The sequence below is a fragment of the Sphingobium limneticum genome (assembly GCF_008710165.1).
GTDB lineage: Bacteria > Pseudomonadota > Alphaproteobacteria > Sphingomonadales > Sphingomonadaceae > Sphingobium > Sphingobium limneticum.
In genome coordinates this window covers 15,767-40,603 of the sequence record NZ_VYQA01000006.1, presented here as the reverse complement: position 1 = coordinate 40,603, position 24,837 = coordinate 15,767, and the positions used below count along the sequence as shown (strand labels likewise).

Below are 24,837 nucleotides of genomic sequence, written 5' to 3'. Positions count from 1 at the left end.
TCGCCACCCTTTCCCATCATTCGCGCCCGTCCCTGCGGCGGGCGCCACCCTCACAAGGAATTATATCATGCGCTGGATTATCACATCCGATCATATGGGCACTTCCCTTGCCGGGGTCGGTGAAGATGCCGAAGGAAGCATCGCCTATGCCGGCACGAACGAGGGCGACAGTTTGCCGATGGAGTTTCGACTCTATGACGCGCGCCATAAGCTTTGCTTTGAAGGGCGTTGCGGCGACATTGACGCCGATTGGTGGCACGGCTTTGAGCCGCTGATTTGGACCTGGAACGCATTTCGCTGCCGGCGGCTGACCTACCGCCGTGTTGACCGAAGCTGGAAAGAACAGCCGTTCTTGCCTTTCTCGGGCCGATATTGAGAACCGACAACCGACAACCGACAACCGGCTGCAGGTCCTGCCCGGAGCAGCGGCGGCCGCGCGGCCCATAGGTCCGCGCGGCCGTCATGGCGCGCGCTCGCCGGGCATCGCCCGGCTCGCAAGAGACAGTAGCCAGAACGGCGTCCCCGTCCTAAGAAAGACGTGGGCCGCTACGCGGCGGCCTGGGGCGTGGAAACCCCTGAATATCCGGTTGGGCGTCGGCCGTGACGGCGCCGCTATCCTTGACCACATGGTCGGGGAGCCTGTGACGTATACAACAGGCTTCCGGGCTAAAGGTCACAGGGACCGAGATATTCCGGTTTTCCAACTCCCCGATCAGGGTCAGGAGCGAAGTTTGCGGGGGCGCACCGCAGACGAACCGCTGCTGACCTGGAACCCGACCATTGCGGACGACGCGCGAAGCCATGCCCGCCGTGCGTATAGAATCGTCTCCGTTTCGGTCTAAAAGGTTAACGGGACTGGAGGAACGGGGGCGTTATGACCGGCAAGCATTTCAAGGATCGCGCGCCCGACGCGCCGCGGCTCACCGCCTATGACGAGGATCACCTCGCCGACTATATCCGCCTGCTCGATACCGACGACGAGGGCGCCGACTGGCGCGACGCGGCGGCGCATATCTTCGGGATCGATCCGGCCGCGGAACCCGAACGCGCCCGCGCGATGCATGAGAGCCATCTCGCCCGCGCGCGCTGGATGACCGAAGTGGGCTACGCATATCTGCTCGGCCCGCGCGCCATCGAATAAGTTAACATTCAGACCGAAATGGATTTTTCCGGTCGTGGATTCCGATGCGCGGCCGGCATCGCCTGGCGCGGCCTTCGCGCTGTCGGGATGCAGTGCTTCTCCCGATCCTCGGCGGTCCAGACTCCGCACAATGAGCGGCTGGAGAGGATGATCCCATGCCAATGACGCCCGAAGGGCGCGCGCGGCGTGCCGGCAATGCGCCGGACACGCCGGGCCGGGCCGAATTCGCCGCCGCGTTCCTGCAACGCAACCGCCAGTATCGCGCAGAGCGGGCGCGACTGAACCCGAACGCCCCGGCCAGCGAGCGAACGACGCTCGCCCGCCGCTGGGGGTTGTCCTTTCGCCTATCTGCCTGATGAGCTGTCGGGCACGGTGATCTGGCGGCCGGAACTCACCGCCGTCACCGTGATCCTCGACGCTGCGCCGGAAGGATATACCGGCGCCAAGGCGGTCGATCCGCTGGCGCTGGGCGCGCTGCTCGCCGACCAGGCCGGAATCGACGGCCGGCATGTCGTCGTCGCTGACGCGGCCGGCGAGCATCGGCTGTGGCTGCGCGATCCGACGCCCGGCCGGCCGCTCGCCGCGATCGTCCCGCTCGACAAGGACTTCATCAAGCGCATCCTCAGCCTGCTGCGTTTCCATCGACTCATGTCGGGCAAGCGAACCGGCCCATTGCCGCGCGGATGGCCGCTCACCCCGATCCGCGCGGCCCGGCTCGAGCTGATGCTTCGCGCGCTCGATCTGCGCCTCGCCGGGGCGACATACCGCCAAATCGCGATCGCGCTCGGCAGGGACGAGGCCGCGCATCTCTCGGCATCCGATTTCAAGAATTCGGACGCCCGGTCCTTCGCTTATCGCCTGGTGCGCGACGCCACCGCCATGATGAAGGGCGACTACCGCAAGCTGCTGCGCTTCCGCTGATAGCGCCCGCCGCATGACAGCGGCCGGGGGGTGGTCACATCGGCGCAGCTGCGAATCTTCGTTCCCCACCCTGCCGTGAGCACTTCGCCATGATCGCCTCCTGCCACCCCGCCTCGCAGGAGACGCCCCTTGTCCCGACCGCCCGTGACCCTTCCGCCCCGCTACCTGCGGACCCCCGAGGCGGCGCGCTTCCTTGGCCTTTCCGGCCGCACGCTTGAGAAGCACCGCTATTTCGGGAGCGGCCCGGCCTATCGCCGGATCGGCGGACGGGTGGTCTATTCGGTCGACGACCTGCGCGCCTGGGCCGACCTCGGCACCAAATATTCCACGTCCGACCCCGGCCAGAACGATCTCGTGCCGCAGCGGGATGCGGCGATCACGCAGAGCCGCCGATGATGCCGCGCACCGCCTCCCGTTCCGGCGAGCGCGCCCAACTCGCGCTGTTCCCCTCGCTCGGGCGCGATATCGCGCCGCGCGATGCCCAGGACCTCATGGCCTGGCCGTTCTTCAGCCTCGCCAAGCGCAGGCGGGTGACGCCGATCGATTTCCGCATGGGCGCGACCTGGATATCGGTCGAGGCCGTGCCCGAACATGGCATGGCGACCATATGGGACGCCGACGTGCTGATATGGGCGGCGAGCCAGATCGTCGCCGCGCGCGACGCGGGGCTGCCGACCTCGCGCCTGATGGCGACGACGCCGCACGAAATCCTCACATTCACCGGACGAGGCACCGGCAAGGATCATTATGACCGGCTGAAGGCCGCGCTCGACCGGCTGCAATCCACCACGGTCGCCACCTCGATCCGCCAGCAGCACCAGCGGCGACGCCATCGCTTCTCGTGGATCAACGAGTGGCAGGAACGGCTCGACGGCGACGGCCGTCCGCTTGGACTGGAGCTGATCCTGCCGGACTGGTTCTATGCCGGCGTCGTCGACCGCACGTTCGTGCTCACCATCGACCGGGCCTATTTCGACCTAACGGGCGGGCTGGAACGCTGGCTCTACCGGATCGTGCGCAAGCATGGCGGCCAGCAGGAAGGCGGCTGGAGCTTCGACGTCCCGCACCTTCACCTGAAATCCGGCGCGCTCTCGCCCTTGAAGCAGTTCGCGTTCGAGCTGCGCGCCATCGTGCAGCGCCAGTCGCTGCCGGGCTACGCGCTGGCGATCGAGCGGGCGTTCGGCCGCGAGCGGCTGACCTTCGCGCCCGTGCCCGCCGATCCGTTCGAGAAGGCGGCGCGGGTCATGGGGCTGGCTGTGGATAACCGGCCATGAGACTCGGCCTATTGAAAACCGCCGGACTCGGCCGATTAAAAACCGCTGACTCGGCCTATAAAAAACCGGACCTCCGCACAAGCTTCGGGAATCGCTCGCGGAATCGGCTCTCTTCTAACTATGCTAACAGTAAAGAATACTTCGTATTCTTTCTAACGCGCTTTGGTGCTGTGGATAATTCGCGAGACGACGCGAAGTATCGGGCAGTAAATCCGCCGTCTCCCCTACGCTATACTACTACGCCTTTTGCGTGCGGCGATCAATCCCGGCACCGTGTTACGCGGCGCGGGCCGGAACCGCGGCCATGATCGCCGCCCAGCACTTCGGCAGCATCTCGGGCGGCAAGGACAGCCAGGCCGTCCTTTGCCGGATGGTCGAGCGGATCGAGCGCAGGGGGCTTGCCGCGTTCGGCAACCGCGCGCCGCGGTTCCTCTCGGCAGACAACGGCCACGAGAACCCGATCACGCTCGACCACATCGCGTATCTCGACGGCTGGCTGCGACAACGCACCGGCCTGTGTATCGAGACGGTCTCGGCGAACGACGTGCCGGGGCTCACAGACGCGGCGGCCTTCGCCCGCAAGCGCGCGATGCTGCGCGAGGAATGGTCGAAGGAGAAGCGGCGGACCCGCCATAAGGGCGCGTGCAACCAGCGCCGGGCCGCGTGGCAGGCAGGCAGGCTCACGAAAGGCCAATGGCTCGCCGCGTGCGAATGTCCCGTCCTGGTCTCGCCCCCGGTTCCCGATCATCTGATCGACCGCGCGCTCGAGCTGCTGCATCCCACCGGCATCCCGTTCCTCGACATGGCGATGCTGCACGGCCGGTTTCCCGGCACCAAAACGCGCTTCTGCACCGACGAGACCAAACTGATCCCGATGATGCATCGCAAGCGTCCGCTGCTCGATGCGGGGATCTCGGTCATCGACTGGATCGGCGAGCGCGCCGACGAAAGCCCGGCGCGGGCGAAGAAGCCGCCGATCCAGTCGGTGCGGCATCCCTCCGGCGCCCGCAAGGTGCTCTACCGGCCCATCTTTCGCTGGTCGGCGGCCGACGCCTTCGCCATCTCCGAGCGCCACGGACTCCGGCATAACCCGCTCTACACGATGGGGATGAGCCGGGTCGGCTGCTCGACCTGCATCATGGTTAGGAAGCGCGAACTGCGCGCCTGGGCCATGCGGTTTCCCGCGGAAGTCGATCGCGTGCGGGAGTGGGAACGGCTGGTCAGCCTCGTTTCGCGGCGCACCGCGATATCGGGAGCGCCGGCATCCCTGCTGCCCGCGCCGACCGTGCCCGGCGATCCCGCCGATCATGGACGTGCGACGATCGACAGGGCGATCGCGTGGTCGCGCACCAGCCGGGGCGGCCGCAACTACGACCTGTTCCTCGCGCAGGAGCAGCGCGACGCCGATGAGCACGGCCTGCTCTGCGACAGCGAATACGGGCTTTGCGAATGATGCGCGCGCTCGACCTGTTCAGCGCCGCGGCGGGCGGCTGGTCGCTCGGCCTGCACCGCGCCGGATTCGTCACCGTCGCCGCCTGCGAGATCGTCGAATGGCGCCGCATCCTCTACGCGGAGAACAATCCCCATGTCAGACTCTACGCGGATGTCCGGTCCCTCACGGCAGCTCGACTTGTTTCTGAACTTGGATTCCTGCCCGACATCATCGTCGGTTCGCCGCCGTGCCAGGACATCTCCAGCGCCAACACCAAAGGCAGGGGGATCGAAGGCGAACGGTCGGGCCTCTACCTCGAAGCCGTCCGGCTGGTCGGAGAGTGCCGCCCTCGCTGGTTCGCTTTTGAGAACAGCGCTAATCTGCGAACTCGCGGCGCTGACCGGCTGCTCCTTCTCCTGGAAACGCTCGGCTACGCCTGCGAACCGTGCGTGGTGGCTGCTGAAAATGTCGGCGCCAACCATGTCCGCAAGCGGTCCTGGCTTATCGGCTACGACCCAGGCCAGCTTGCCGACGCCGGTATCGCAATCCCAGCAAGGCGGCATCCGGCTGGAGGGTGGATCGGGCGCACGGACGGCCCTCAAGGAATCGGGTCTGTTCGACCTGTTTCGCGAGAACAGGCTGCCGACGCCGATGGCGACGGACGGGATGAGGGACGGCGCGGGCGGCGGCGCAGGATCGACATATCCGCTTCGCATGATCCTCGCGACGCCGCGCAAATCGGATGCGGACAAGGGCGGCCGGGGCGATGTGCTCAGCCAGTTGCAGGGCCATGCGAGCCGGCACGCGGGCATGATGCCGACGCCTGTCAAACCGAACGGCGGACGGAGATTGAGCCGGCAGGAGATCGAAACGGGACGCCGGGCGAACGGCGCGAAGGCGCAGATCGACACGCCGAACCTGTTGCGCCACGCGGCGGAAATCCTCCCCACCCCGACGAAGCGCGACAGCCGGATGGACGGCTGGAGTCCGGCCTACGATCGGCGGAAATCGCCGACGATGGACGCGGTGATGGACGGCGCGATGACGGATCGCGCGCCGGACAAATGGGCGGGCGCCCGCGCGCTGGCGGCGATGCTGCGGAGCCGTGGGCTGACTGGAACGGCGGCCTTGCCCATCACCTACGGCTGGATGATGGGCTTTCCGCCTGGGTGGCTGGCACGCGCGTTGCGATCGGCGCTGGAAAGCGGACGGCTGCGGCCAGCCTGATCGTCGAGGCGTTCGGCGACGCCGTTCTCCCGCAAATCCCCGAAGCCATCGGCCGCGCCATCCTGCGCACCGAAGCCGCGCTCGACGTCGTGCTCGGGCGAACCTCCCCCGACATCACCGGAGACGAACGATGAGCGATCCCGCGCATCCGCAGCGCATAGACTTCAGCGGGTTCGAAGCCGCGCTGCGCCGCCGCGCGGCGGAGCAGGCGCAGGCCGCCCGAACGCCGACAGAACCAACGGCGCTGGCATCGCGATCGCGGCTGACCGAAGTCGAACTGACCTGGATCGAAAAGAAGCTGGAGCACTGGATACGCTTCGGCCGCGTCGCGCAGGAACGCATCGTCACACGCCGGACGCGCGTCATGAGCTTCCGGCCGGGCGCGGTGTTTGCCTTCGTCCGCTGGACCGCCAACGACTATGGCACGATCGCCTCGCGCATCGACGTGGTGCGCGCGGTCACGCCGGGCGAGCCTTATACGACGCTGCCGTTCGTGCGGCCGGGCGGCGAAATCCTCCTGCACATCGAGAGCTGGCCCAAGGTCCAGCAGGTGCTCGCCGCGATCGACGCGGTGGAGACGGCGGGCGTCGATCCCTGCGACGCGGCGCCCGAGCACTGGCGCCACGTCCACAACCGCATCGCCGCGGGACACCAGCCGCGCCCTTACACGCTGGAGCGGCATCGCGCCTGGCTTCGCCGCAAGGAGATCGAAGGGTGACGCGCCGCCGCTACGTCATGGCGACGGCCACCGCCGCGTCCGCCTTCGCCGCGGCGTTCGTCGCGATCGCCGTCGCCGATCCTTTCCCGCGCGTGATCTGGAACGCCAGCGCCAGCGCGCCGATCGGGCTCTACCGCATCCATCCCGACCGCGATCCCGCTATCGGTGTGCTGGTCGCCGTCACGCCGCCCAAGCGGCTTTCCCGCTGGCTTTCGGCGCGCGGCTATCTGCCCGAGGGCGTGCCGCTGCTGAAGCATGTCGCCGCGAAAGCCGGGCAGCGCGTGTGCCGCATCGGCGCCGTGGTGAGCGTCGATAGCCAGTCCGTCGCCAGCGCCCGCGCGCGTGACGGCCGGGGCCGCCCGCTGCCGGTCTGGCGGGGCTGCCGCACACTGCAACCGGGCGAACTGCTGCTGCTCAACCCGTCCGTCCCCGACAGCCTCGACGGCCGCTATTTCGGCCCGCTGCCGGCGTCCGCCGTCATCGGCCGCGCGACGCCGCTGCATCTGCGCGCGCCGTCGCAATCGCCTTCCACCCCCGAAGCCAAGGAGATTGGCCATGCCGACGAATATCTTTGAACCCACCGCCAATGGCTATGCCGGGCGCGCCCGGTATTTCGGTGTCGACGAGCAGATCGTGCTGGTCGCGATCGATCCGGGCGACGCCGAGAACGCGCCCGATTACCGCGTCCACCTCGACGACGAGGACGGCCCGGAAGTCGGCGGCGCATGGAAACGGGTCGGCGAACGCGCGGGCAATTACATCGCGCTGGAGATCGACAGCCCGCTCTTCGGGGCGCCGTTCCGGCCGGTTCTGTTCCGCGCCGACGACGATGGCCGGACGTTCCGGCTGTCATGGAAGCGCCCCCGGCCGCGCGACGACCGGAGCTGATCGGTGGCTGTTTCGATCATCATCCCTTTGTTCGCGGAAAAGCCGCATCCCTCCGTCCCGCTCGGTCGCAGGCTGACCGGCGCGCGCAGCGAAGGTCAAGAGTCTGCCCCGGACTTGATCCGGGGGCGGCCCACGGCCGGCGCATCGCGCGCACCCTTTACCGCAGCGAGCACGCTGGCAGGCTGGCGTAAGAGCGGGGGCGGATTGGCCGTCCTGCTCGCGGCCCTGCTGCTGTCGTCCGGCATCGGGCCGAACGCTGTGCGGGCACAGGACACGCCGGCCGAACGCACGGCAGCCAGCCATCCCTATGCCGTTCACGTCGCCGACGCCGCGCGGCGCTTCGGCATCCCGGAAAGCTGGATATGGGCGGTGATGCGCGTCGAGAGCAACGGCGATGTCCGCGCGGTCTCGACGGCCGGGGCGATGGGCCTCATGCAGATCATGCCCGGCACCTGGGCGAGCTTGCGCGCGCGCCACGGGCTGGGACGCGATCCCTATGATGTGCGCGACAACATCATGGCGGGCGCGGCTTACCTGCGCGCGATGCACGACCGCTACGGCAACGCGATGGCAATGCTGGCGGCCTATAATGCGGGGCCGGGCCGCTACGACGAATATCTATCGCGCGGCCGTCCGCTGCCCGCCGAGACGCGCGCCTATCTCGCAAAGCTCGCGTCGATCATAGGCGGCGCGGACGACAGCCGGCTTGCTGCCGCACCGCCGTCCGATCCTTTTGCATGGCGCAGGGCTGCATTGTTCGCGGCGCGGCCGAACGGCGATCCGGCCGCACCGGAAACGTCGTCCGGCGAACGCGCGGCTGACATGCGCGCTGCGGTCGAACCGCCCGCGAACAGCCTGTTCGTCGCGCTGTCGGGGCGGAGGCAGCCGTGAAGATCGCCTATGCCGATCCGCCCTATATCGGCTGCGCGCATCTCTATCGCGATCATCCCGACTATGCGGGCGAGGTCGATCATCCCGCGCTGATCGAGCGGCTCCAGCGAGACTATGACGGCTGGATTTTGCATGCCGCCGCGACGCCGGAATCGGTCGCCGTGCTCGCGCCGCTCGTGCGCGAGACCGGCGCGCGGTGGATGGCCTGGGTGAAAGGCTTTGCCGCGTTCAAGCGCAACGTGCCGGTCGCTTATGCGTGGGAACCCGTCATCGTGAAGCCCGCGCGCAAGCCGGTCGTAAGCAAGCGGCTGGTCCTGCGTGACTGGATCGAATGCCCGATCACGCTGCGCCGTGGGCTTACCGGCGCGAAACCCGAAGTGGTCGCTCATTGGGCGTTCGAGACGGTCGCCGCGCGTCCCGACGACACGCTCGACGACCTGTTCCCCGGCACCGGCGCCGTCGCCGAAGCGTGGCGAACCTGGCGCCTCAAGTTCGCGCTGCCGGGCGATCCCGTTGCAGCGCCGCCGCGGCCGAATTGCACGGTGGCTGCACGTCGAGAGGCGAGCGGCGCGCCATGACCGCCCCCGTTTTCAGATTGCCCGGTTGGAAGGTGGAAGTGCCTGGAAGGGCAGGAAAAAGCCGAAGGAAGGGACGGCAAGATAGAAAGCGCGCCCCAAATTCGCTGAAAGCCTATGTCTTTCAACGATTTGGCGCGGGTACGTCGGTCGGCGAGCGTGCCGCTCGGAAGAAAAAAGCCAGCAAAATCAAAGCGCCGAATGGCACTATGGGCCATTTTCGGCGGAAAGCGGCCCGGCCGTGAGCGAGGACGAGGATTTCCGCGTCCGGCCGGGCAAGGTCAGGAACAGGGGAGCCGGCCAGGGCCGCAAGGCGCAAGGACTTGTCGTCCAGGTGCTCCGCGTCGCCGCGCGCAGCGGCGGAGGCCGGCGAACGGCCGGCTGGGGCGGATCGCGCCAGCGCGGGCAATCGAACTTCGGCCGTGGCCGCACGTCCTTCGCACGCAGCCGCCTGTTCGGATCGGGCCGGCGCGTGCTGGTCAAGATTGTCCCTGTCACCCGTTTCCACCGGAATGGACGGCCGAGGGCGCCGCTGTCCGCGCACATCGCCTATCTCAAGCGCGAGGGCGTCACCCGCGACGGATCGCCCGCGCGGATGTTCGACGCCAATGGCGATGGCGCCGACGATCGCGCCTTCGCCGATCGGTGCAAGGACGACCGGCATCATTTCAGGATCATCGTCTCGCCCGAGGATGCGGCGGACCTGTCGGACCTTCGCGAATATACCCGCGATCTCGTTCGCCAGATGGAAGCCGATCTCGGCACCAGGCTCGAATGGGTCGCGGTCGATCACTGGAACACCGACAACCCGCATGTCCATCTGCTGGTGCGCGGCGTCGATGACCATGGCGCCGACCTTGTCATCAACCGGGACTATATCAGCCACAATCTGCGCTCGCGCGCCGAAGAACTGACCTGGGCCGAGCTGGGTCCGAAACCGGAGCATGAAATCCAGCGCGCGCTCGAACGCGAGGTAACGGCCGAACGCTGGACCAGGCTCGACGCCGAGATCGATCGCACGGCGGACGCACTCGGCGTCATCGACTTGCGCCCCCAGCAGCCCGGACTCGACGATCCCCAGGTCCGCCGCCTGATGATCGGCCGCTTGCAGCATCTGGAAACTATGGGGCTCGCAGCCGAGGCCGCGCCCGGTCAGTGGGCACTGGCGTCGGATGCGCAAGCCAGGTTGCGCGAGCTGGGCACGCGCGGCGACATCATCCGCACGATCGGCAAGGCGCTGAACGGTCGCGGCCTGCAGCGCCCGCTCGACACTTACGAGATCGTCAGCGCAGCGCCGCAAAAGCCCATCGTCGGCCGGTTGATCGACAAGGGGTTGCACGACGAGCTGCATGGCTCGGCCTATGCCGTGATCGACGGCATCGACGGGCGCACCCACCATGTCCGGCTTCCGGGCATCGAGGCGCTGGATCGCAGCCCGGATATCGGCGGCATCGTTGAGCTGCGCGCCGTCGGCCGGCCGGGCGATCCGAAGCCGTCCCTGTTCCTGGCGACGCGATCCGATCTCGACCTCGCGGCTCAGGTGAAGGCGAGAGGCGCGACCTGGCTCGATCATCGTCTGATCGAGCGCGGCCGTGGAGTGACGGCCGCCGGCTTCGGATCGGAGGTGCAGCGGGCGCTCGACCAGCGCACCGACCATCTCGTGCGCGAAGGACTGGCCCGCCGCTTCGGCAACCGCGTGGTCCTGCAAGGCAACCTGATCGAGACGCTTCGCCGCCGCGAACTGGACGCGACAGGTGCCGAGATCGCGGGCCGGACCGGGCTCGCCTACCGGCCTACCAATCCCGGCGACAAGGTCGCCGGCACATGCCGCCAGCGCCTCGCGCTCGCCTCCGGTCGCTTCGCGATGATCGACGACGGGTTGGGCTTCCGGCTCGTCCCCTGGTCGAACGACCTTGAACGCCAGCTCGGGCGCCAGATCGCGGGCATCGCCCGCAACGGCGGCGGCATCGGATGGTCATTGGGCCGCAAGCGCGGCCTCGCCCCCTGAAAGAAGGAGACTCTCATGCCCGCTACCAAAATCCTCTGGGGCCAGATCATCGCCGTCTTCCTGATCGTGGTCGCCGCGATCTGGAGCGCCACACAATGGACCGCGGCGGCGCTGGCGTATCAGCCCGAGCTTGGCGAACCCTGGTTCACGGCGCTCGGCTGGCCGGTCTATCCGCCCTACGCCTTCTTCTGGTGGTGGTTCAGCTACGACGCCTATGCGCCCGCCATCTTCCAGACCGGCGCCTGGATCGCCGCGTCGGGCGGCTTCGTGGCGGTCGCTGTCGCCATCGCCATGTCGGTCTGGCGCGCACGCGAGGCGAAGAACGCGGAAACCTATGGCTCGGCGCGCTGGGCGACCGAGGACGAGGTGCGTGCGGCCGGGCTGCTCGGCGACGACGGTGTGGTGCTCGGCAAGCTGGGCCGCGCCTATCTGCGCCACGACGGCCCCGAGCATGTGCTGTGCTATGCGCCGACCCGCAGCGGCAAGGGCGTCGGCCTCGTGATCCCCTCGCTTCTGACCTGGCCGGCATCGGCGATCGTTCATGACATCAAGGGCGAGAACTGGACGCTGACCGCGGGCTTCCGCGCGCAGCATGGCCGCGTGCTGCTGTTCGACCCGACCAACGCGGCGTCGGACGCCTACAACCCGCTGCTGGAGGTGCGGCGCGGCCAGTGGGAAGTCCGCGACGTGCAGAACGTGGCCGACGTGCTGGTCGATCCCGAAGGCAGCCTGGAGAAGCGCAACCACTGGGAGAAAACCAGCCACGCGTTGCTGGTCGGCGCGATCCTGCATGTTCTCTACGCCGAGCCCGACAAGACCCTGGCGGGTGTCGCCGCCTTCCTGTCCGACCCGGCGCGGACGATCGAGCAGACGCTGGCCGCGATGATGGCGACGCCCCATCTCGGCGAAGCCGGCGTGCATCCGGTGGTGGCCTCGGCCGCGCGCGAACTGCTCAACAAGAGCGACAACGAACGCTCGGGCGTGCTCTCGACCGCCATGTCGTTTCTCGGGCTTTACCGCGATCCCGTCGTCGCCCGGGTCACGCGCGCCTGCCACTGGCGCGTCATGGATCTCGTATCGGGCGAGCAGCCGGCGACGCTCTACCTCGTCATTCCCCCCAGCGACATCTCGCGGACCAAGCCGCTCATCCGCCTGATGCTCAACCAGATCGGGCGGCGGCTGACGGAGGAACTGCCGAGCGGCGCCAGGCGTCATCGCCTGCTGCTGATGCTCGACGAGTTTCCCGCGCTCGGGCGCCTGGACTTTTTCGAGAGCGCGCTGGCGTTCATGGCCGGCTATGGCCTGAAATCCTTCCTCATCGCGCAGTCGCTCAATCAGATCGAGAAAGCCTACGGGCAGGACAATGCGATCCTCGATAACTGCCATGTTCGGGTGAGCTTCGCGACCAACAACGAGAAGACGGGCGAGCGCGTGTCGAAGGCGCTCGGCACCAAGACTGAGATGCGCGCGATGAAGAACTACGCCGGGCACAGGCTCTCGCCCTGGCTCGGGCATCTGATGGTCTCGCGCTCCGAAACCGCCCGCCAGCTTCTGACCCAGGGCGAGGTCATGCAGCTGCCGCCCGACGAGGAAATCGTCATGGTGTCGGGCGTCCAGCCCATCCGCGCGAAGAAGGCTGCTTACTACGCCGATCCCCGTCTCGCCGCGCGGATCATGCCGCCGCCCGATCCGGCCGCATCGCCACCTCGGGAAATCCGTCCCGACGACTGGACGGGGCTCGCCGCTTCGGCCGATCCCGCCGAGATCGCGGCAATCATCCGGCGCCAGGAGGATGCCGCCAACAGCGGGCTGCGCCGCGAGCCCGAGCTTCCCGATCATGTCGCCATCGTGAAGGAGACGACGCCCGCACCGCCCGCGCAGGAGTTTTCCATCGTCGAGGACGAACCCGAGGATGCTGCGCGCCAGGCGGCGGCACGGCGGCGGATGCAGGGCGTCGCGCGGCAGGCGTCGCTCGATCCCGACGACGGCATCGAAATGTAGGAGATTCCCATGCGCGTGCGTCTCAACGTCTATTTTCCGCCCGAGCTGGCCCGTCAGGTCAGCGAGCTGGCGATCCGCCGCCGCATCTCGCGCTCGGCGATCGTGGAAGCCGCCGTCACCTCCTGGATGTCGCCGGACGGCGCCGACCGGATGGAGGCGGCCTTCGCCCGAAGGCTCGACCGGCTTTCGCGGCAGGTCCAGCGGCTCGAACGCAACACCGGCCTCACCACCGAGGCACTGGCGCTTTTCGTCCGCTTCTGGCTGGCGGTGACGCCGCCGCTGCCCGACGAGGATCAGGCGGCCGCCCAGGTCAAGGGCCGCAAGCGCTATGAGGGTTTTGTCGAGACGCTGGGCCGCCGCTACGCCAGCGGCAAGAGCCTGCTCGACGAAATACCGGAGGATATTGCAGGTCGTGACGGCGGCTCCACCGACACATGACAGTGCAGCGAACCAGCCGGGGCCGGCCATGCGCGAATCGGCCAGGTATCTTCACGAAATAGCGCGGGCGGAGAGCGGTGCTGAAAGCGTCAGACCGCAACGCGCACTTATCTGCCGCCGTCACTACTACGCCCTGACATAGTTGTTGCCTCGCGCGATTTCCTGTCTCTCTTGATGTGCCCCTGACGCCGGGCGGCGGTTCGCCCGGCCTAATTCAGGGGCCGTTTCTTGTCCGTCCAGCCGATCCGATCCGAAGCGAACACGCGCGGCGCGCGGATGCTGCGCACGGCGCTGGGGCCGTCGATCGCGGCCTGGCTCGACGATGCCGCCGTGATCGAGGTGATGCTGAACCCGGACGGACGGCTGTGGGTCGACCGACTCGGCGAGGGCATCAGCGACACCGGCATGACGCTGGCCGCCGCTGACGGCGAGCGCATCGTCCGCCTGGTCGCGCATCATGTCGGCGTCGAGGTTCATGCCCGGTCCCCGCGCGTCTCCGCCGAGCTGCCCGAAGGGGGCGAGCGGTTCGAGGGGCTGCTGCCGCCCGTCGTCGCGGCCCCGGCCTTCGCCATCCGCAAGCCCGCCGTCGCGGTGTTCACGCTCGACGACTATGCGGCCGCCGGGATCATGTCGCCGGCCGAGGCGGCGGCATGCCGCGATGGCGTCGCCGCTCGCGCCAACATCCTCGTGGCGGGCGGCACCGGCAGTGGCAAGACCACGCTGGTCAATGCGCTGCTGGTGGAAGTCGCCAAGACCACCGACCGTATCGTCCTGATTGAGGACACGCGGGAGCTGCAATGCGCCGCGCCGAACCTCGTCGCCATGCGCACGAAGGATGGCGTCGTCTCGCTGTCCGATCTCGTCCGGTCCTCGCTGCGCCTGCGCCCTGATCGCATCCCGATCGGCGAGGTGCGCGGCGCCGAGGCGCTCGATCTCCTCAAAGCCTGGGGCACCGGCCATCCGGGCGGCATCGGCACGATCCACGCCGGAACCGCGCTCGGCGCGCTGCGCCGTATGGAGCAGCTCATTCAGGAGGCCGTCGTCACGGTCCCGCGCGCGCTGCTGGCCGAGACCATCGACCTGATCGCCGTGCTCGTCCGCGACGGGCACGGCCGCCGCCTCGCCGAGCTGGCCCGCGTCGAAGGGCTCGACGCCGCGACCGGCGACTACCGCCTCACGCCGCTCACCACCCCCCAGACCGGAGACCTGCCATGACCAACGACGCCACGCCTCTCAGGACCATGAAGGGCCGCCTGCTCGGCGGCACCGTGCTCGACCGCCTCGGCCATATCGGCATCACCGCGGCCGGGCTGCTCTACGCGATGCCCGCCCATGCGGGCGGATCGTCGATGCCGTGGGAGGCGCCGCTCCAGTCTATCCTCGAAAGCATCGAGGGGCCGGTCGCCAAGATCATCGCGGTGATGATTATCATCGTGACCGGGCTGACCCTGGCCTTCGGCGATACGTCGGGCGGGGCACGGCGGATGATCCAGATCGTGTTCGGTCTGTCGATCGCGTTCGCCGCGTCGAGCTTCTTCCTCTCGTTCTTTTCCTTCGGTGGCGGAGCGATGGTCGCATGACCGGCGCGGCCGATCATGGCGAGCCCATCGCGGGCTACTTCGCGCCGGTCCACCGGGCGCTGACCGAGCCGATATTGCTCGGAGGCGCCCCGCGCTCGCTCGCCATCGTCAACGGGACGCTGGCAGGCGCGATCGGGCTGGGCCTGCGCCTCTGGATCGCCGGCCTCGCGATATGGGCGATCGGCCATGCGCTCTCGGTATGGGCCGCGCGGCGCGATCCCCAGTTCGTCGACGTGGCCCGCCGCCACCTCCGCTACCCGACATGGATGCAGCCATGATGAGCTTGCGCGAATACAGGAACGGCGCCGCGCATCTCGCCGACTTCCTGCCCTGGGCCGCGCTGGTCGGGACAAGCGTCGTTCTCAACAAGGACGGCAGCTTTCAGCGCACCGCCCGTTTTCGGGGACCGGACCTTGATTCCGCCACGCCAGCCGAGCTGGTCGCCACCACGGCGCGGCTCAACAATGCGCTGCGCCGTCTCGGCTCGGGCTGGGCAATCTTCGTCGAAGCGCAGCGCACGCCCGCGCTCGACTATCCGGAATCGGACTTTCCCGATCCGGTCTCGGCGCTGGTCGATATGGAGCGGCGCGAACAGTTTCGCGAAGAAGGCGCGCATTTCGAGAGCGACTATTATCTGACGCTCCTCTGGATGCCACCGGCCGAGGACGCCGCCCGCGCCGAAACCTGGCTCTATGAAGGCCGTTCCGGCACGGGCGTCGATCCGTGGGAATTGCTCCAGAGCTTTACCGATCGCAGCGACCGGGTGCTCAATCTGGTCGAGGGCTTCGTGCCCGAGGTTTGCTGGCTCGATGACGGCGAGACGCTGACTTACCTGCACAGCACGATCTCGACCCGGCGCCAGCGCGTGCGCGTGCCGGAAACGCCGATGCATCTCGACGCGCTGCTCGCCGACGAGCCGCTGACCGGCGGGCTGGAGCCGAAACTCGGCGACCATCATCTGCGCACGCTGACGATCACGGGATTCCCGAGCGTCACCTTCCCCGGCCTGCTCGACGAACTGAACCGGCTCGCCTTCGAGTATCGCTGGTCGACCCGCGCGATCATGCTCGACAAGACCGACGCGACGAAGCTGCTGACCCGCATCCGCCGCCAATGGTTCGCCAAGCGCAAAAGCGTTGCTGCGATCCTCAAGGAAGTGATGACCAACGAGGCATCGACGCTGCTCGACAGCGATGCCTCGAACAAGGCGGCCGACGCCGACACTGCCTTGCAGGAGCTGGGCGCCGACTACGCCGGCATGGCCTATGTCACCGCCAGCGTGACGGTGTGGGACCGCGATCCCGCCATTGCGGCTGAAAAGCTGCGGCTGGTCGAAAAGGTCATCCAGGGTCGCGACTTCACCGTGATCCCCGAGGGCATGAACGCGATCGAGGCGTGGCTTGGGAGCCTCCCCGGCCACACCTATGCCAACGTCCGCCAGCCTCCGATTTCCACCATCAATCTCGCCCACCTGATCCCCCTGTCAGCAGTATGGGCGGGGCCGGAACGGGACGAGCATTTCGGTGCGCCCCCCTTGCTTTATGGCAAGACCGAAGGCTCGACCCCGTTCCGGTTTTCCCTTCATGTCGGCGATGTCGGGCACACCCTCATCGTCGGGCCGACCGGCTCCGGCAAGTCGGTGCTGCTTGCACTGATGGCGATGCAATTTCGCCGCTACGAGAACGCGCAGGTCTTCGCCTTCGATTTCGGCGGCAGCATCCGCGCGGCTGCGATCGGTATGGGCGGCGACTGGCAGGATCTCGGCGGGATGCTCGCCGACGAGGCCGGGGACGGCGTGCAGCTCCAACCGCTCGCCCATATTGACGACCCAGCCGAACGCGCCTGGGCCGCCGAATGGCTGGCGGCGATCCTCGCATCCGAGAATGTGACCGTCGACCCGCAGGCCAAGGAGCATATCTGGTCGGCGCTGACCTCGCTCGCCACCGCGCCGATCGCGGAACGGACCCTGACGGGCCTTGCCGTCCTGCTCCAGAGCCAGCAGCTCAAGCAGGCGCTCGCGCCCTGGTGCGTGGGCGGAGCATGGGGCCGGCTGCTCGATGCCGAGACCGAGCGGCTTGGCGAGGCCACCGTTCAGGTGTTCGAGACCGAAGGCTTGATGGAAAGCGGCGCGGCCCCGGCCGTCCTGTCCTACCTGTTTCACCGCATCGCGGGGCGGCTCGACGGCAGCCCGACGCTCATCGTCATCGACGAGGGCTGGCTGGCGCTGGGATCGCCCGCGTTCGCCAAACAGCTTTCGGAATGGCTGGTGACGCTGCGTAAGAAGAACGCCAGCGTCATCTTCGCCACCCAGTCGCTCGCGCAGATCGAGGGCAGCACGATCGCGCCCGCCATCGTCGAGAGCTGTCCGACCCGGATATTCCTGCCGAACGAACGCGCGGTCGAACCGCAGATCGCGGTGATCTACGAGCGGTTCGGGCTCAACGCCCGCCAGATCGAAATCCTGAGCCGGGCGACGCCGAAGCGCGATTATTACTGCCAGTCAAGGCGCGGCAACCGCCTGTTCGAGCTGGGGCTTGGCGAGGTCGCGCTGGCCTTCGCCGCCGCCTCTTCCAAGACCGATCAGCGCCGGATCGCGGAGCTGGTGGAGGCGCATGGCGCGCCTGCCTTCGCGGCCGAATGGCTGCGTCACCGCGGCTGCGCCTGGGCGGTCGAGCTTCTTCCCGAACCTCAACCCGATCCGCTGGCCGGAAACCGGGAAGATACCGGCCAGCTCCCCCTTGCCTTGAAGGACATGATCCCATGAAAGCCACCATCCTGCGCCGCGCCATGCTGGCCGGCGCGATCGCCACGTCCGGCATGATCGGCACCACCGCCGCGACGCCCGCGCACGCCCAGTTCGGCGGGATCGTCTATGACCCGACCAATTACGCCCAAAACGTGCTGACCGCCGCCCGGTCGCTCCAGCAGATCAACAACCAGATTCAGCAAATTCAGCAGCAGGCGACGAGCCTCATCAACGAGGCGCGCAATCTCGCTTCGCTGCCGCTCTCGACGGTCGACGTTCTCCAGCAGCAGGTCCGGCAGACGCAGCAGCTGCTTAGGCAGGCCCAGCGCATCGCCTACGATGTCCGGGACATCCAGAGCGCCTTCACCGACCGTTACAAGGGCACCGCGCTCACCGGCACCAACGCCCAGATGATCGCCAATGCGAACGCGCGCTGGGAGGACAGCGTCGGCGCGTTCCAGGACTCCTTGCAGGTGCAGGCCGGCGTCGTCGGTAATATCGAGGGCGCGCGCACCACGATGAACAGCCTGGTCTCGGCCAGTCAGTCGGCGACCGGCGCGCTCCAGGCCGCGCAGGCGGGCAACCAGCTTCTCGCCCTGCAATCGCAGCAGCTCGCCGACCTCACCGCCGCCGTCGCGGCGCAGGGACGGGCGCAGTCGCTCGACGCCGCGCGGCAGGCCGCGATCGAGGCGGAGGGGCGCGAACGCTTCCGCCGCTTCTTCGGCCGCGACTGACAGGAGAAGCCGCATGTCGCGCAATGCAAAGATCGCCGGTGTCGCCGCGCTCGGCGGCATCATGCTGGCCGTGGCGCTCGCGGGCTCGCGCGAACCGCATGAACCGCAGCTTGAAGCCGTCCTGCCCGTCCTTGAAGAAGGAGAGCAGGAGAAGCGGCTGGCGCGCGAACTGGAACGCTGCGCCACGCTCACCATGCCGGATTCCGGCTGCGAGGCGGCATGGGCGGAAAAGCGCCGCCGCTTCTTCGGCAAGGATGCCGACGCGCCCGCGCCGGGCGAGCATCCTGCGCTTCCCGCCGCATATGACAGCGACGGCAGCCGGGCTGACGAGGCGATCCGGCCGGAGCTTCCCGGCCCCTTTGTCCCCGCCGATCAGGCCGGGAGCACCGCGCCGTGAGTGACACCGGGATCGTCGATACCTTCCTCGACACCTTCACCAGCTACATCGACAGCGGCTTTGGCCTGCTCGGCGGCGAGGTCGGCTTCCTGTCCTCGACCCTTATCGCGATCGACGTGACCATCGCCGGGCTGTTCTGGGCCTGGGGCGCCGATGAGGACGTGATCCAGCGGCTGGTCAAGAAAACCCTCTATATCGGCGCCTTCGCCTTCATCATCGGCAATTTCCAGACACTGGCGACGATCCTGTTCGACAGCTTCGCGGGGCTGGGGCTCAAGGCGAGTGGCGATGCCCTCAGCCTCGCGGAGTTCATGAAGCCCGGCACGATCGCTGCAAAGGGTCTCGATGCGGCGCAGCCACTGATCGACGCGATGGAGGCCTATAACAGCCTCTGGTCGGTGTTCGCCAATCTCGCGATCATCGCCGTGCTGCTGCTCGCCTATCTGATCGTCGTCCTCGCCTTCTTCATTATCGCCATCCAGATATTCATCACCCTGATCGAGTTCAAGCTGGTGACGCTGGCCGGATTCGTCCTGCTGCCCTTCGCCTTCTGGAACCGCACCGCGTTCATGGCCGAAAAAGTGCTCGGCCATATCGTCTCCAGCGGGATCAAGGTGCTGGTGCTCGCGGTCATCACCGGGATCGGCACGACCCTGTTCAGCACGTTCACGGCGACGGTCGGTCCCGAACCCGACGCGCGGCAGGTTCTGGCGATCGCGCTCGGCGCGCTGTCGCTGCTCGGCCTGTCGATCTTCGGCCCCGGCATCGCCAACGGGATCGTCTCGGGCGGGCCGCAGCTCGGCGCGGGCGCGGCGGCCGGCACCGTGCTGGCGGCGGGCGGCGCGCTGGTCGGTGGCGCCGCCGCCGCGAAGCTCGGCGTCGGCGCTGCCGCCTCGACCATAGGCGCGACCGGGCGGATGGGTGCGGCAGCCGCGCAAGGCGGCGCGCGCATGGCGGGCGGCGCGGCGGGCGCCTACAGCGTCGGCTCGCTCGGCAGGAGCGGCGCGGGCGCTGTGGCGGGCGGCATGGCCGCTGTCGGACAGACGGCGGCGACCGGCGCCGTCAATGCCGCGCTCTCGCCGCTGCGCCGGATGGCCGGCAAGGCGAGCGCATCCATGAAGGACAACTTCCGCACAGGCGCCCGCGCCGGGCTGGGCGTCGCTCCCGCATCGGGAAGTCCCGCGCCCGCGGCATCGCCGGCAGCCCCGGCTTCCGCGCCGCCCGCATGGGCCTCGGCCATGAAGCAGCGCCAGTCCGCGACCCACGGCGCGACCGTCCTCGCTCACACGATGAAGGCCGGCGACAGCCACGGCGGCGGCGGCGGTCCCGACGTCAAGGAAAGGGAGTGATCCGAAAATGTTCCGACGACCCACCATCCGCTACGGCCAGACCCCCGAACCCGCGACGCCCTACCAGCGCGCCGCGCAGGTCTGGGACGACCGCATCGGTTCCGCCCGCGTGCAGGCGAAGAACTGGCGCCTTGCCTTCTTCGGCGCGCTCGCCCTGTCCGGTGGGCTCTCGGCCGGACTCGTCTGGCAATCCGCCCGCGGCCATATCGTGCCCTGGGTGGTGCAGGTCGATCGGCTCGGCGAAGCGCAGGCCGTCGCTCCCGCCGAAACCGGCTACCGCCCGACCGATCCGCAGATCGCGTTCCATCTCGCCCGGTTCATCGAGCAGGTCAGGGCGATCCCGGCCGATCCGGTCATCGTCCGGCAGAACTGGCTCAGGGCTTACGATTTCACGACCGACAAGGGCGCACTGGCGCTCAACGACTACGCGCGCGCCAACGATCCGATCGCACAGGTCGGCAAGGTGCAGGTCGCGGTGGACGTCTCCAGCGTGATCCGTGCCTCCGGCGACAGCTTCCGCGTCGCCTGGATCGAGCGGCGCTATCAGGACGGCAGTCTCGCCGAGACGACCCGCTGGTCGGCGATCCTCACTGTCGTTGTCCAGACCCCGCGCACCCCCGACGCGCTGCGCAAGAACCCGCTCGGCGTGTTCGTCAACGCCCTCAACTGGAGCAAGGAGCTGTCGCAATGACACGCATGTCCGCCCGCCATGCCGCCAGCGCGGTTATGTTATTGTCCGCAACCGCGCTGGCCGGCTGCGCCACCTCATCGGCGAAAGCGCCGAGCATCGCTTACGATGATCCACCGCGCGAGATCGCGGCCACGCCGGCCGCACAACCGCCACGCGTGGTCGAGGTGGTGACTATCCCCGAACCGCTGCCGCTTCCGGGCCAGTTGAAGCCGGTCACGCAAAGCGCCTCGCCGCGAGAAGCGACCGATCCGCGCCGCCGCGTCGGGGCCGCGAACGCGGCCGCCCGCGTGCAACCCACCCGCGACGGCTATGTGAACGCCATCCAGCAATATCCCTGGACCGAAGGCGCGCTTTATCAGGTATATACCGCGCCCGGCCAGGTGACGGACATCGCGCTTCAGGAGGGCGAGCAGCTCGTCGGGCCGGGGCCGGTCGCGGCCGGCGACACCGTGCGCTGGATCATCGGCGACACGGTGAGCGGCAGCGGCGCGACGGCGCGCGTGCATATCCTCGCGAAGCCCACGCGGCCCGACATTTTCACTAACCTCGTCATCAACACCGACCGGCGCACCTATCATATCGAACTGCGCGCGACGGCCTCGACCTATATGGCGTCGGTGTCGTGGACCTATCCGCAGGACGCGCTGATCGCCCTGCGCGGCGCAAACGCCGCCGCTGCCGCCTCGGCCCCCGTCGCCACCGGCATCGACATCGCGGCGCTCAATTTCCGCTACCGGATCGAGGGCGACCGCGTGCCGTGGAAGCCCGTGCGCGCCTTCGACGATTCCGCGCAGGTGTTCATCGAGTTCCCGGCCGGGATCTCGCAGGGCGAGATGCCGCCGCTGTTCGTGACCGGCGCGGCTGGCGACGCCGAGCTGGTCAATTACCGCGTGCAGGGGCGCTATATGGTGGTCGATCGCCTGTTCGCCAGCGCGGAATTGCGCCTGAGCGACAAGCGCACCGAGCGGCGCGTGCGAATCGTGCGCGACGGCGCGGACACGTCCCGCAGGGGGCGGTGATGGCCGATCCCACCAATACGCCCGTCCAGCCAGCGCCGCAGGCATCCCCCCAACCCGCATCCGCGAACCCCGCCGCCTTTCAGCTTCGCGGGCCTGCGCCGCGCGTCATGCGCCTTTCGAGGAAGGCGCTGGCGACGCTCGGCGTGGTCGCGGGGCTCGGTATCGGCGGCTCGCTCTGGTATGCGCTCGCGCCCAAAGGAGAACAGGCGGCGAAGGAACTCTACAATACCGACAGCCGCGCCGCATCCGAGACCATCACCTCGGGGCCGAAGGATTACGGCCAGGTCCCGAAGCTCGGCCCCAGGCTTCCCGGCGATCTCGGCGGCCCGATCGTCTCGGCGCAGCAGCGCGGGGAGAATGTGCCCGTGCCACCGGTCGGCGCGCAGCCCGATCCGCGCATCCAGGCCGCCGAAGCCGCTCGCCAGCGCATCGCCCAGGAACGCGATGCAGCCCGCACCAGCATGGTGTTCCTCGGCGGAAGCAGCGCCGGGACCGGTGCGATGCCGTCCTTGCCGAGCCTCGCCATCGCAGCGCCGGAGGCCGCAGCTCCGCAACCGTCAGAGGCTGCGCAGGGCGACCAAGCCGCCAAGCGGGCGTTCATGGCGCAAGCGACCAATCAGCGCACTGTCAGCGCCGAGCGGCTGACCGCGCCGGCCTCGCCCAACATTGTCCAGGCCGGCAGCATCATCCCCGCCGCGCTGATCACCGGCATCCGTTCCGACCTTCCCGGCCAGATCACCGCCCAGGTGACGCAGAACGTCTATGACAGCATCACCGGGCGCATCCTGCTCATTCCGCAGGGCGCGCGGCTGATCGGCGAATATGACAGCGAGGTCGCCGCGGGGCAGACGCGTGTGCTGCTCTCCTGGGACCGCCTCATCATGCCGGACGGGCGCTCGATCGTTCTCGAGCGCCAGCCCGGAACGGACGCCGCGGGATTTGCGGGGCTACAGGGTCGCGTCAATCAGCATTGGGGCAATCTGCTGAAAGCCGCCGCCGTCTCGACCTTGCTCGGCGTCGGCGCCGAGCTGGGGGCCGACAGCGAGGACGACCTCACCCGCGCGCTTCGGCGGGGATCGCAGGACACCATCAACCAGACCGGACAGCAGGTCGTGCGGCGGCAGCTCAATGTGCAGCCGACGCTCACCATCCGGCCGGGGCATCCGCTCAGGGTCGTCCTGACGAGAGATTTGATCCTCGAACCCATCGGAGCAACGCGATGACCAAACTCAAGCTGGGGCAGATCCCCGAGGACAAGCCCGTCAAGCTCGCCGTGGAACTGCCCGCGCCGCTGTTCGAGGATTTACGGCGCTACGGCGAGATTCTCGGCGAGGGCAGCCCGATCCCGCCCGCGCGCCTGATCGCGCCGATGCTGGAGCGGTTCATGGCCACCGACCGCGCCTTTCGCCGGCATCGCGCGCAGGGGGACTGAAAGCCCGTTCGCGTGGTCAATTGCCAAAGAACTTCTTGTGCCGCGCTCGGCCCTCCGCCTCGGTCACGGCCATCTCGGCATTGAAGCATTCGTCGCCGCGCGTCGAGCCTTCCGCGCACTGTGTCAGAACCTGCCGGGCCTCGTCGAGATGCGCCGCGAAATATTGCTTGCCGCGCGGCTCCGCGGGCGCGGCGACGGGCACAGGACTCGCGACCGCTGCTGCCGGTTCGGCCGGCGCGATCACCGGGCGCAGAACGAAACCCGCTCCGAACCCGACGATCAGCGTGACCAGCACGATGATGAGTGTCTTTCCCTGCGTCATGACGGCTCCTTTCTCCGGTTGCAAATCAGGCCGGCCGTTGGTTGCGATCCCGCCTGTTAACGTCGCATGTCACTGTCTCGCGCGGTCACGGGATGTCGAAGGACAGCGCATAGCGGTCGCGCACGAAGGCGAGGAAACGCCTCAGCGCGGGATTGGCGTTGTCCTTTCGCCAGTAGCCCGAATAGTTGATGAAGGCCGGTCCCTGCTCGCCCTGGACGGGGCGATAGATGACGTCGGGATAGCGAGCGCCCGTCGCGCCCTCGCAGACGATCGACACGCCCAGACCGCCGCCCAGCACGCTCAGGATCGCCTCGCGGCTGGCCTGATGCATCCTGATATCGGGAGGCTCGCCCGCCATCATCAGGCGGCCGAGCAGCAGGTCGCGGATTTCCGGGCCGGGATCGGCGGCAGGCAGCAGAAAGCGCTCGCGCCGCAAATCGGTCCAATGAACGGCCTCGCTTGCGGCAAGGGCATGATCTGCCGGCAACGCGGCCATGACACGCTCGTTCCACAACCCCTCACGCCGGAATCCGGCATGGCCCGCTTCGCCGACCAGGACCGCGATATCGATCTCGCCCGTATCGAGCCCCGCGAGCAGCGCGCCCCGGTCGGCTTCCACGCCGTCGATCTCGACATCGGGATTTGCCGCTCGCCAGCCCAGTATGGTGGCGCGCAGATGGCCGGCCGAGATCGCGCTGTTGTGTCCGATCATAAGTCCCCCCGCGCGGCCCTGGCCCGCCGCCCGCATCGTTGCCACCATCTTGTCCGCGTTCGCCACCATCGACCGCGCCGCGCGGATGAACTGCGCGCCGGCGAGCGTCATGCTGACGCCGCCCTGCGAGCGGTTGAAAATCCGTCCGCCGATCACCCGCTCCAGCTTCAGGATGGCCCGGCTCAACGTCGACTGCTCCACGTCCAGCACCCTGGACGCGCGATAGAAGCTGCCATGATCCGCCGCGGCGATGGCGTAGCGAAGTTGGCGAATGTCGAAAGGCATATCTATTTCTTCAATCCGACATGGTCAGTACAATCTGAATGGCCGATACCGAGTAT

29 protein-coding genes are annotated in these 24,837 nt (G+C 68.2%); 27 read left to right on the top strand and 2 right to left on the bottom strand.

Annotated features, from left to right (window positions below):
• The first annotated feature begins 67 nt into the window (after positions 1-67).
• The 27 genes from F4U95_RS09530 to F4U95_RS09400 all read left to right on the top strand — a co-directional run bounded on the left by F4U95_RS09530 (position 68) and on the right by F4U95_RS09400 (position 23,462).
• Positions 68-376 carry a hypothetical protein gene (locus F4U95_RS09530; RefSeq protein WP_060977330.1) on the top strand — a complete coding sequence of 103 codons (309 nt, stop codon included), beginning with the start codon at positions 68-70 and terminating at the stop codon, positions 374-376.
• Between the two features lie 498 nt (positions 377-874).
• On the top strand, positions 875-1,141 hold the full coding sequence (locus F4U95_RS09525; RefSeq protein WP_060977331.1) for a DNA -binding domain-containing protein: 267 nt from the start codon (positions 875-877) through the stop codon (positions 1,139-1,141).
• A 155-nt stretch (positions 1,142-1,296) separates the two neighbouring features.
• A complete protein-coding gene (locus F4U95_RS09520) occupies positions 1,297-1,497 on the top strand; it encodes a transcriptional regulator domain-containing protein (protein ID WP_075151006.1) in 201 nt (66 codons plus the stop codon).
• A 16-nt stretch (positions 1,498-1,513) separates the two neighbouring features.
• Positions 1,514-2,062, top strand: a complete 549-nt coding sequence (locus F4U95_RS09515) for a DUF2285 domain-containing protein (protein WP_208597816.1) — start codon at positions 1,514-1,516, stop codon at positions 2,060-2,062.
• A gap of 129 nt (positions 2,063-2,191) precedes the next feature.
• A complete protein-coding gene (locus F4U95_RS09510) occupies positions 2,192-2,458 on the top strand; it encodes a helix-turn-helix transcriptional regulator (RefSeq protein ID WP_066213743.1) in 267 nt (88 codons plus the stop codon).
• A complete protein-coding gene (locus tag F4U95_RS09505) occupies positions 2,458-3,336 on the top strand; it encodes a replication initiator protein A (RefSeq protein ID WP_060977362.1) in 879 nt (292 codons plus the stop codon). Before F4U95_RS09510 ends, F4U95_RS09505 begins: the two co-directional genes overlap by 1 nt.
• Positions 3,337-3,640: 304 nt before the next feature.
• Positions 3,641-4,789, top strand: a complete 1,149-nt coding sequence (locus F4U95_RS09500; protein WP_060977334.1) for a phosphoadenosine phosphosulfate reductase domain-containing protein — start codon at positions 3,641-3,643, stop codon at positions 4,787-4,789.
• Positions 4,786-6,129 carry a DNA cytosine methyltransferase gene (locus F4U95_RS09495; protein ID WP_062346144.1) on the top strand — a complete coding sequence of 448 codons (1,344 nt, stop codon included), beginning with the start codon at positions 4,786-4,788 and terminating at the stop codon, positions 6,127-6,129. Before F4U95_RS09500 ends, F4U95_RS09495 begins: the two co-directional genes overlap by 4 nt.
• Positions 6,126-6,713, top strand: coding sequence for a DUF2840 domain-containing protein (locus F4U95_RS09490; protein ID WP_082730629.1), 588 nt, complete (start codon positions 6,126-6,128; stop codon positions 6,711-6,713). The genes F4U95_RS09495 and F4U95_RS09490 overlap by 4 nt, the downstream gene beginning before the upstream one ends.
• Positions 6,710-7,288 (top strand): S26 family signal peptidase, encoded by a 579-nt coding sequence (locus F4U95_RS09485; protein ID WP_060977336.1) that lies wholly within the window; start codon positions 6,710-6,712, stop codon positions 7,286-7,288. Before F4U95_RS09490 ends, F4U95_RS09485 begins: the two co-directional genes overlap by 4 nt.
• A complete protein-coding gene (locus F4U95_RS09480; RefSeq protein WP_060977337.1) occupies positions 7,269-7,601 on the top strand; it encodes a DUF736 domain-containing protein in 333 nt (110 codons plus the stop codon). Before F4U95_RS09485 ends, F4U95_RS09480 begins: the two co-directional genes overlap by 20 nt.
• Before the next feature lie 204 nt (positions 7,602-7,805).
• Positions 7,806-8,492 carry a lytic transglycosylase domain-containing protein gene (locus F4U95_RS09475; RefSeq protein ID WP_196490428.1) on the top strand — a complete coding sequence of 229 codons (687 nt, stop codon included), beginning with the start codon at positions 7,806-7,808 and terminating at the stop codon, positions 8,490-8,492.
• On the top strand, positions 8,489-9,070 hold the full coding sequence (locus F4U95_RS09470; protein ID WP_060977339.1) for a hypothetical protein: 582 nt from the start codon (positions 8,489-8,491) through the stop codon (positions 9,068-9,070). The genes F4U95_RS09475 and F4U95_RS09470 overlap by 4 nt, the downstream gene beginning before the upstream one ends.
• A 238-nt stretch (positions 9,071-9,308) precedes the next feature.
• The gene (locus tag F4U95_RS09465; RefSeq protein ID WP_150425506.1) at positions 9,309-11,075 is read left to right on the top strand and encodes a relaxase/mobilization nuclease domain-containing protein; all 1,767 of its coding nucleotides are present in this window, start codon (positions 9,309-9,311) and stop codon (positions 11,073-11,075) included.
• 15 nt (positions 11,076-11,090) lie between these two features.
• Positions 11,091-13,076 carry a conjugal transfer protein TraG gene (locus tag F4U95_RS09460; RefSeq protein WP_060977341.1) on the top strand — a complete coding sequence of 662 codons (1,986 nt, stop codon included), beginning with the start codon at positions 11,091-11,093 and terminating at the stop codon, positions 13,074-13,076.
• A 9-nt stretch (positions 13,077-13,085) separates the two neighbouring features.
• Entirely contained in the window at positions 13,086-13,514 is a 429-nt protein-coding gene (locus F4U95_RS09455) for a ribbon-helix-helix domain-containing protein (RefSeq protein ID WP_060977342.1), read from the top strand.
• A 228-nt stretch (positions 13,515-13,742) separates the two neighbouring features.
• A complete protein-coding gene (gene trbB, locus F4U95_RS09450) occupies positions 13,743-14,729 on the top strand; it encodes a P-type conjugative transfer ATPase TrbB (protein WP_062346140.1) in 987 nt (328 codons plus the stop codon).
• Entirely contained in the window at positions 14,726-15,094 is a 369-nt protein-coding gene (locus F4U95_RS09445; protein ID WP_099046471.1) for a TrbC/VirB2 family type IV secretion system protein, read from the top strand. Before trbB ends, F4U95_RS09445 begins: the two co-directional genes overlap by 4 nt.
• A complete protein-coding gene (locus F4U95_RS09440) occupies positions 15,091-15,372 on the top strand; it encodes a VirB3 family type IV secretion system protein (RefSeq protein ID WP_021244356.1) in 282 nt (93 codons plus the stop codon). Before F4U95_RS09445 ends, F4U95_RS09440 begins: the two co-directional genes overlap by 4 nt.
• Positions 15,369-17,858 carry a conjugal transfer protein TrbE gene (gene trbE / locus F4U95_RS09435; protein WP_060977345.1) on the top strand — a complete coding sequence of 830 codons (2,490 nt, stop codon included), beginning with the start codon at positions 15,369-15,371 and terminating at the stop codon, positions 17,856-17,858. The genes F4U95_RS09440 and trbE overlap by 4 nt, the downstream gene beginning before the upstream one ends.
• Positions 17,855-18,574 carry a P-type conjugative transfer protein TrbJ gene (trbJ, locus tag F4U95_RS09430; RefSeq protein ID WP_060977346.1) on the top strand — a complete coding sequence of 240 codons (720 nt, stop codon included), beginning with the start codon at positions 17,855-17,857 and terminating at the stop codon, positions 18,572-18,574. Before trbE ends, trbJ begins: the two co-directional genes overlap by 4 nt.
• Before the next feature lie 13 nt (positions 18,575-18,587).
• Entirely contained in the window at positions 18,588-18,971 is a 384-nt protein-coding gene (gene trbK-alt, locus F4U95_RS09425; RefSeq protein WP_075151007.1) for a putative entry exclusion protein TrbK-alt, read from the top strand.
• Positions 18,968-20,320 carry a P-type conjugative transfer protein TrbL gene (trbL, locus tag F4U95_RS09420; RefSeq protein ID WP_060977347.1) on the top strand — a complete coding sequence of 451 codons (1,353 nt, stop codon included), beginning with the start codon at positions 18,968-18,970 and terminating at the stop codon, positions 20,318-20,320. Before trbK-alt ends, trbL begins: the two co-directional genes overlap by 4 nt.
• A gap of 7 nt (positions 20,321-20,327) precedes the next feature.
• Positions 20,328-21,011 (top strand): conjugal transfer protein TrbF, encoded by a 684-nt coding sequence (gene trbF / locus F4U95_RS09415; RefSeq protein WP_060977348.1) that lies wholly within the window; start codon positions 20,328-20,330, stop codon positions 21,009-21,011.
• Positions 21,008-22,030: a P-type conjugative transfer protein TrbG gene (gene trbG / locus F4U95_RS09410; protein ID WP_060977349.1), complete on the top strand. Its 1,023-nt coding sequence runs from the start codon at positions 21,008-21,010 to the stop codon at positions 22,028-22,030. The genes trbF and trbG overlap by 4 nt, the downstream gene beginning before the upstream one ends.
• Positions 22,030-23,253, top strand: coding sequence for a TraB/TrbI/VirB10 family type IV secretion system protein (locus F4U95_RS09405; protein ID WP_060977365.1), 1,224 nt, complete (start codon positions 22,030-22,032; stop codon positions 23,251-23,253). The genes trbG and F4U95_RS09405 overlap by 1 nt, the downstream gene beginning before the upstream one ends.
• Complete coding sequence (locus F4U95_RS09400; protein WP_060977350.1) at positions 23,250-23,462, top strand: DUF2274 domain-containing protein; 213 nt, start codon at positions 23,250-23,252, stop codon at positions 23,460-23,462. The genes F4U95_RS09405 and F4U95_RS09400 overlap by 4 nt, the downstream gene beginning before the upstream one ends.
• 16 nt (positions 23,463-23,478) lie before the next feature.
• Here F4U95_RS09400 and F4U95_RS09395 read toward each other — a convergent pair whose 3' ends face one another.
• Together F4U95_RS09395 and F4U95_RS09390 are read right to left on the bottom strand one after the other, a co-directional pair.
• A complete protein-coding gene (locus F4U95_RS09395) occupies positions 23,479-23,784 on the bottom strand; it encodes a hypothetical protein (RefSeq protein WP_060977351.1) in 306 nt (101 codons plus the stop codon).
• Between the two features lie 85 nt (positions 23,785-23,869).
• Complete coding sequence (locus tag F4U95_RS09390) at positions 23,870-24,781, bottom strand: LysR family transcriptional regulator (protein ID WP_060977352.1); 912 nt, start codon at positions 24,779-24,781, stop codon at positions 23,870-23,872.
• Between the last annotated feature and the right edge of the window lie 56 nt (positions 24,782-24,837).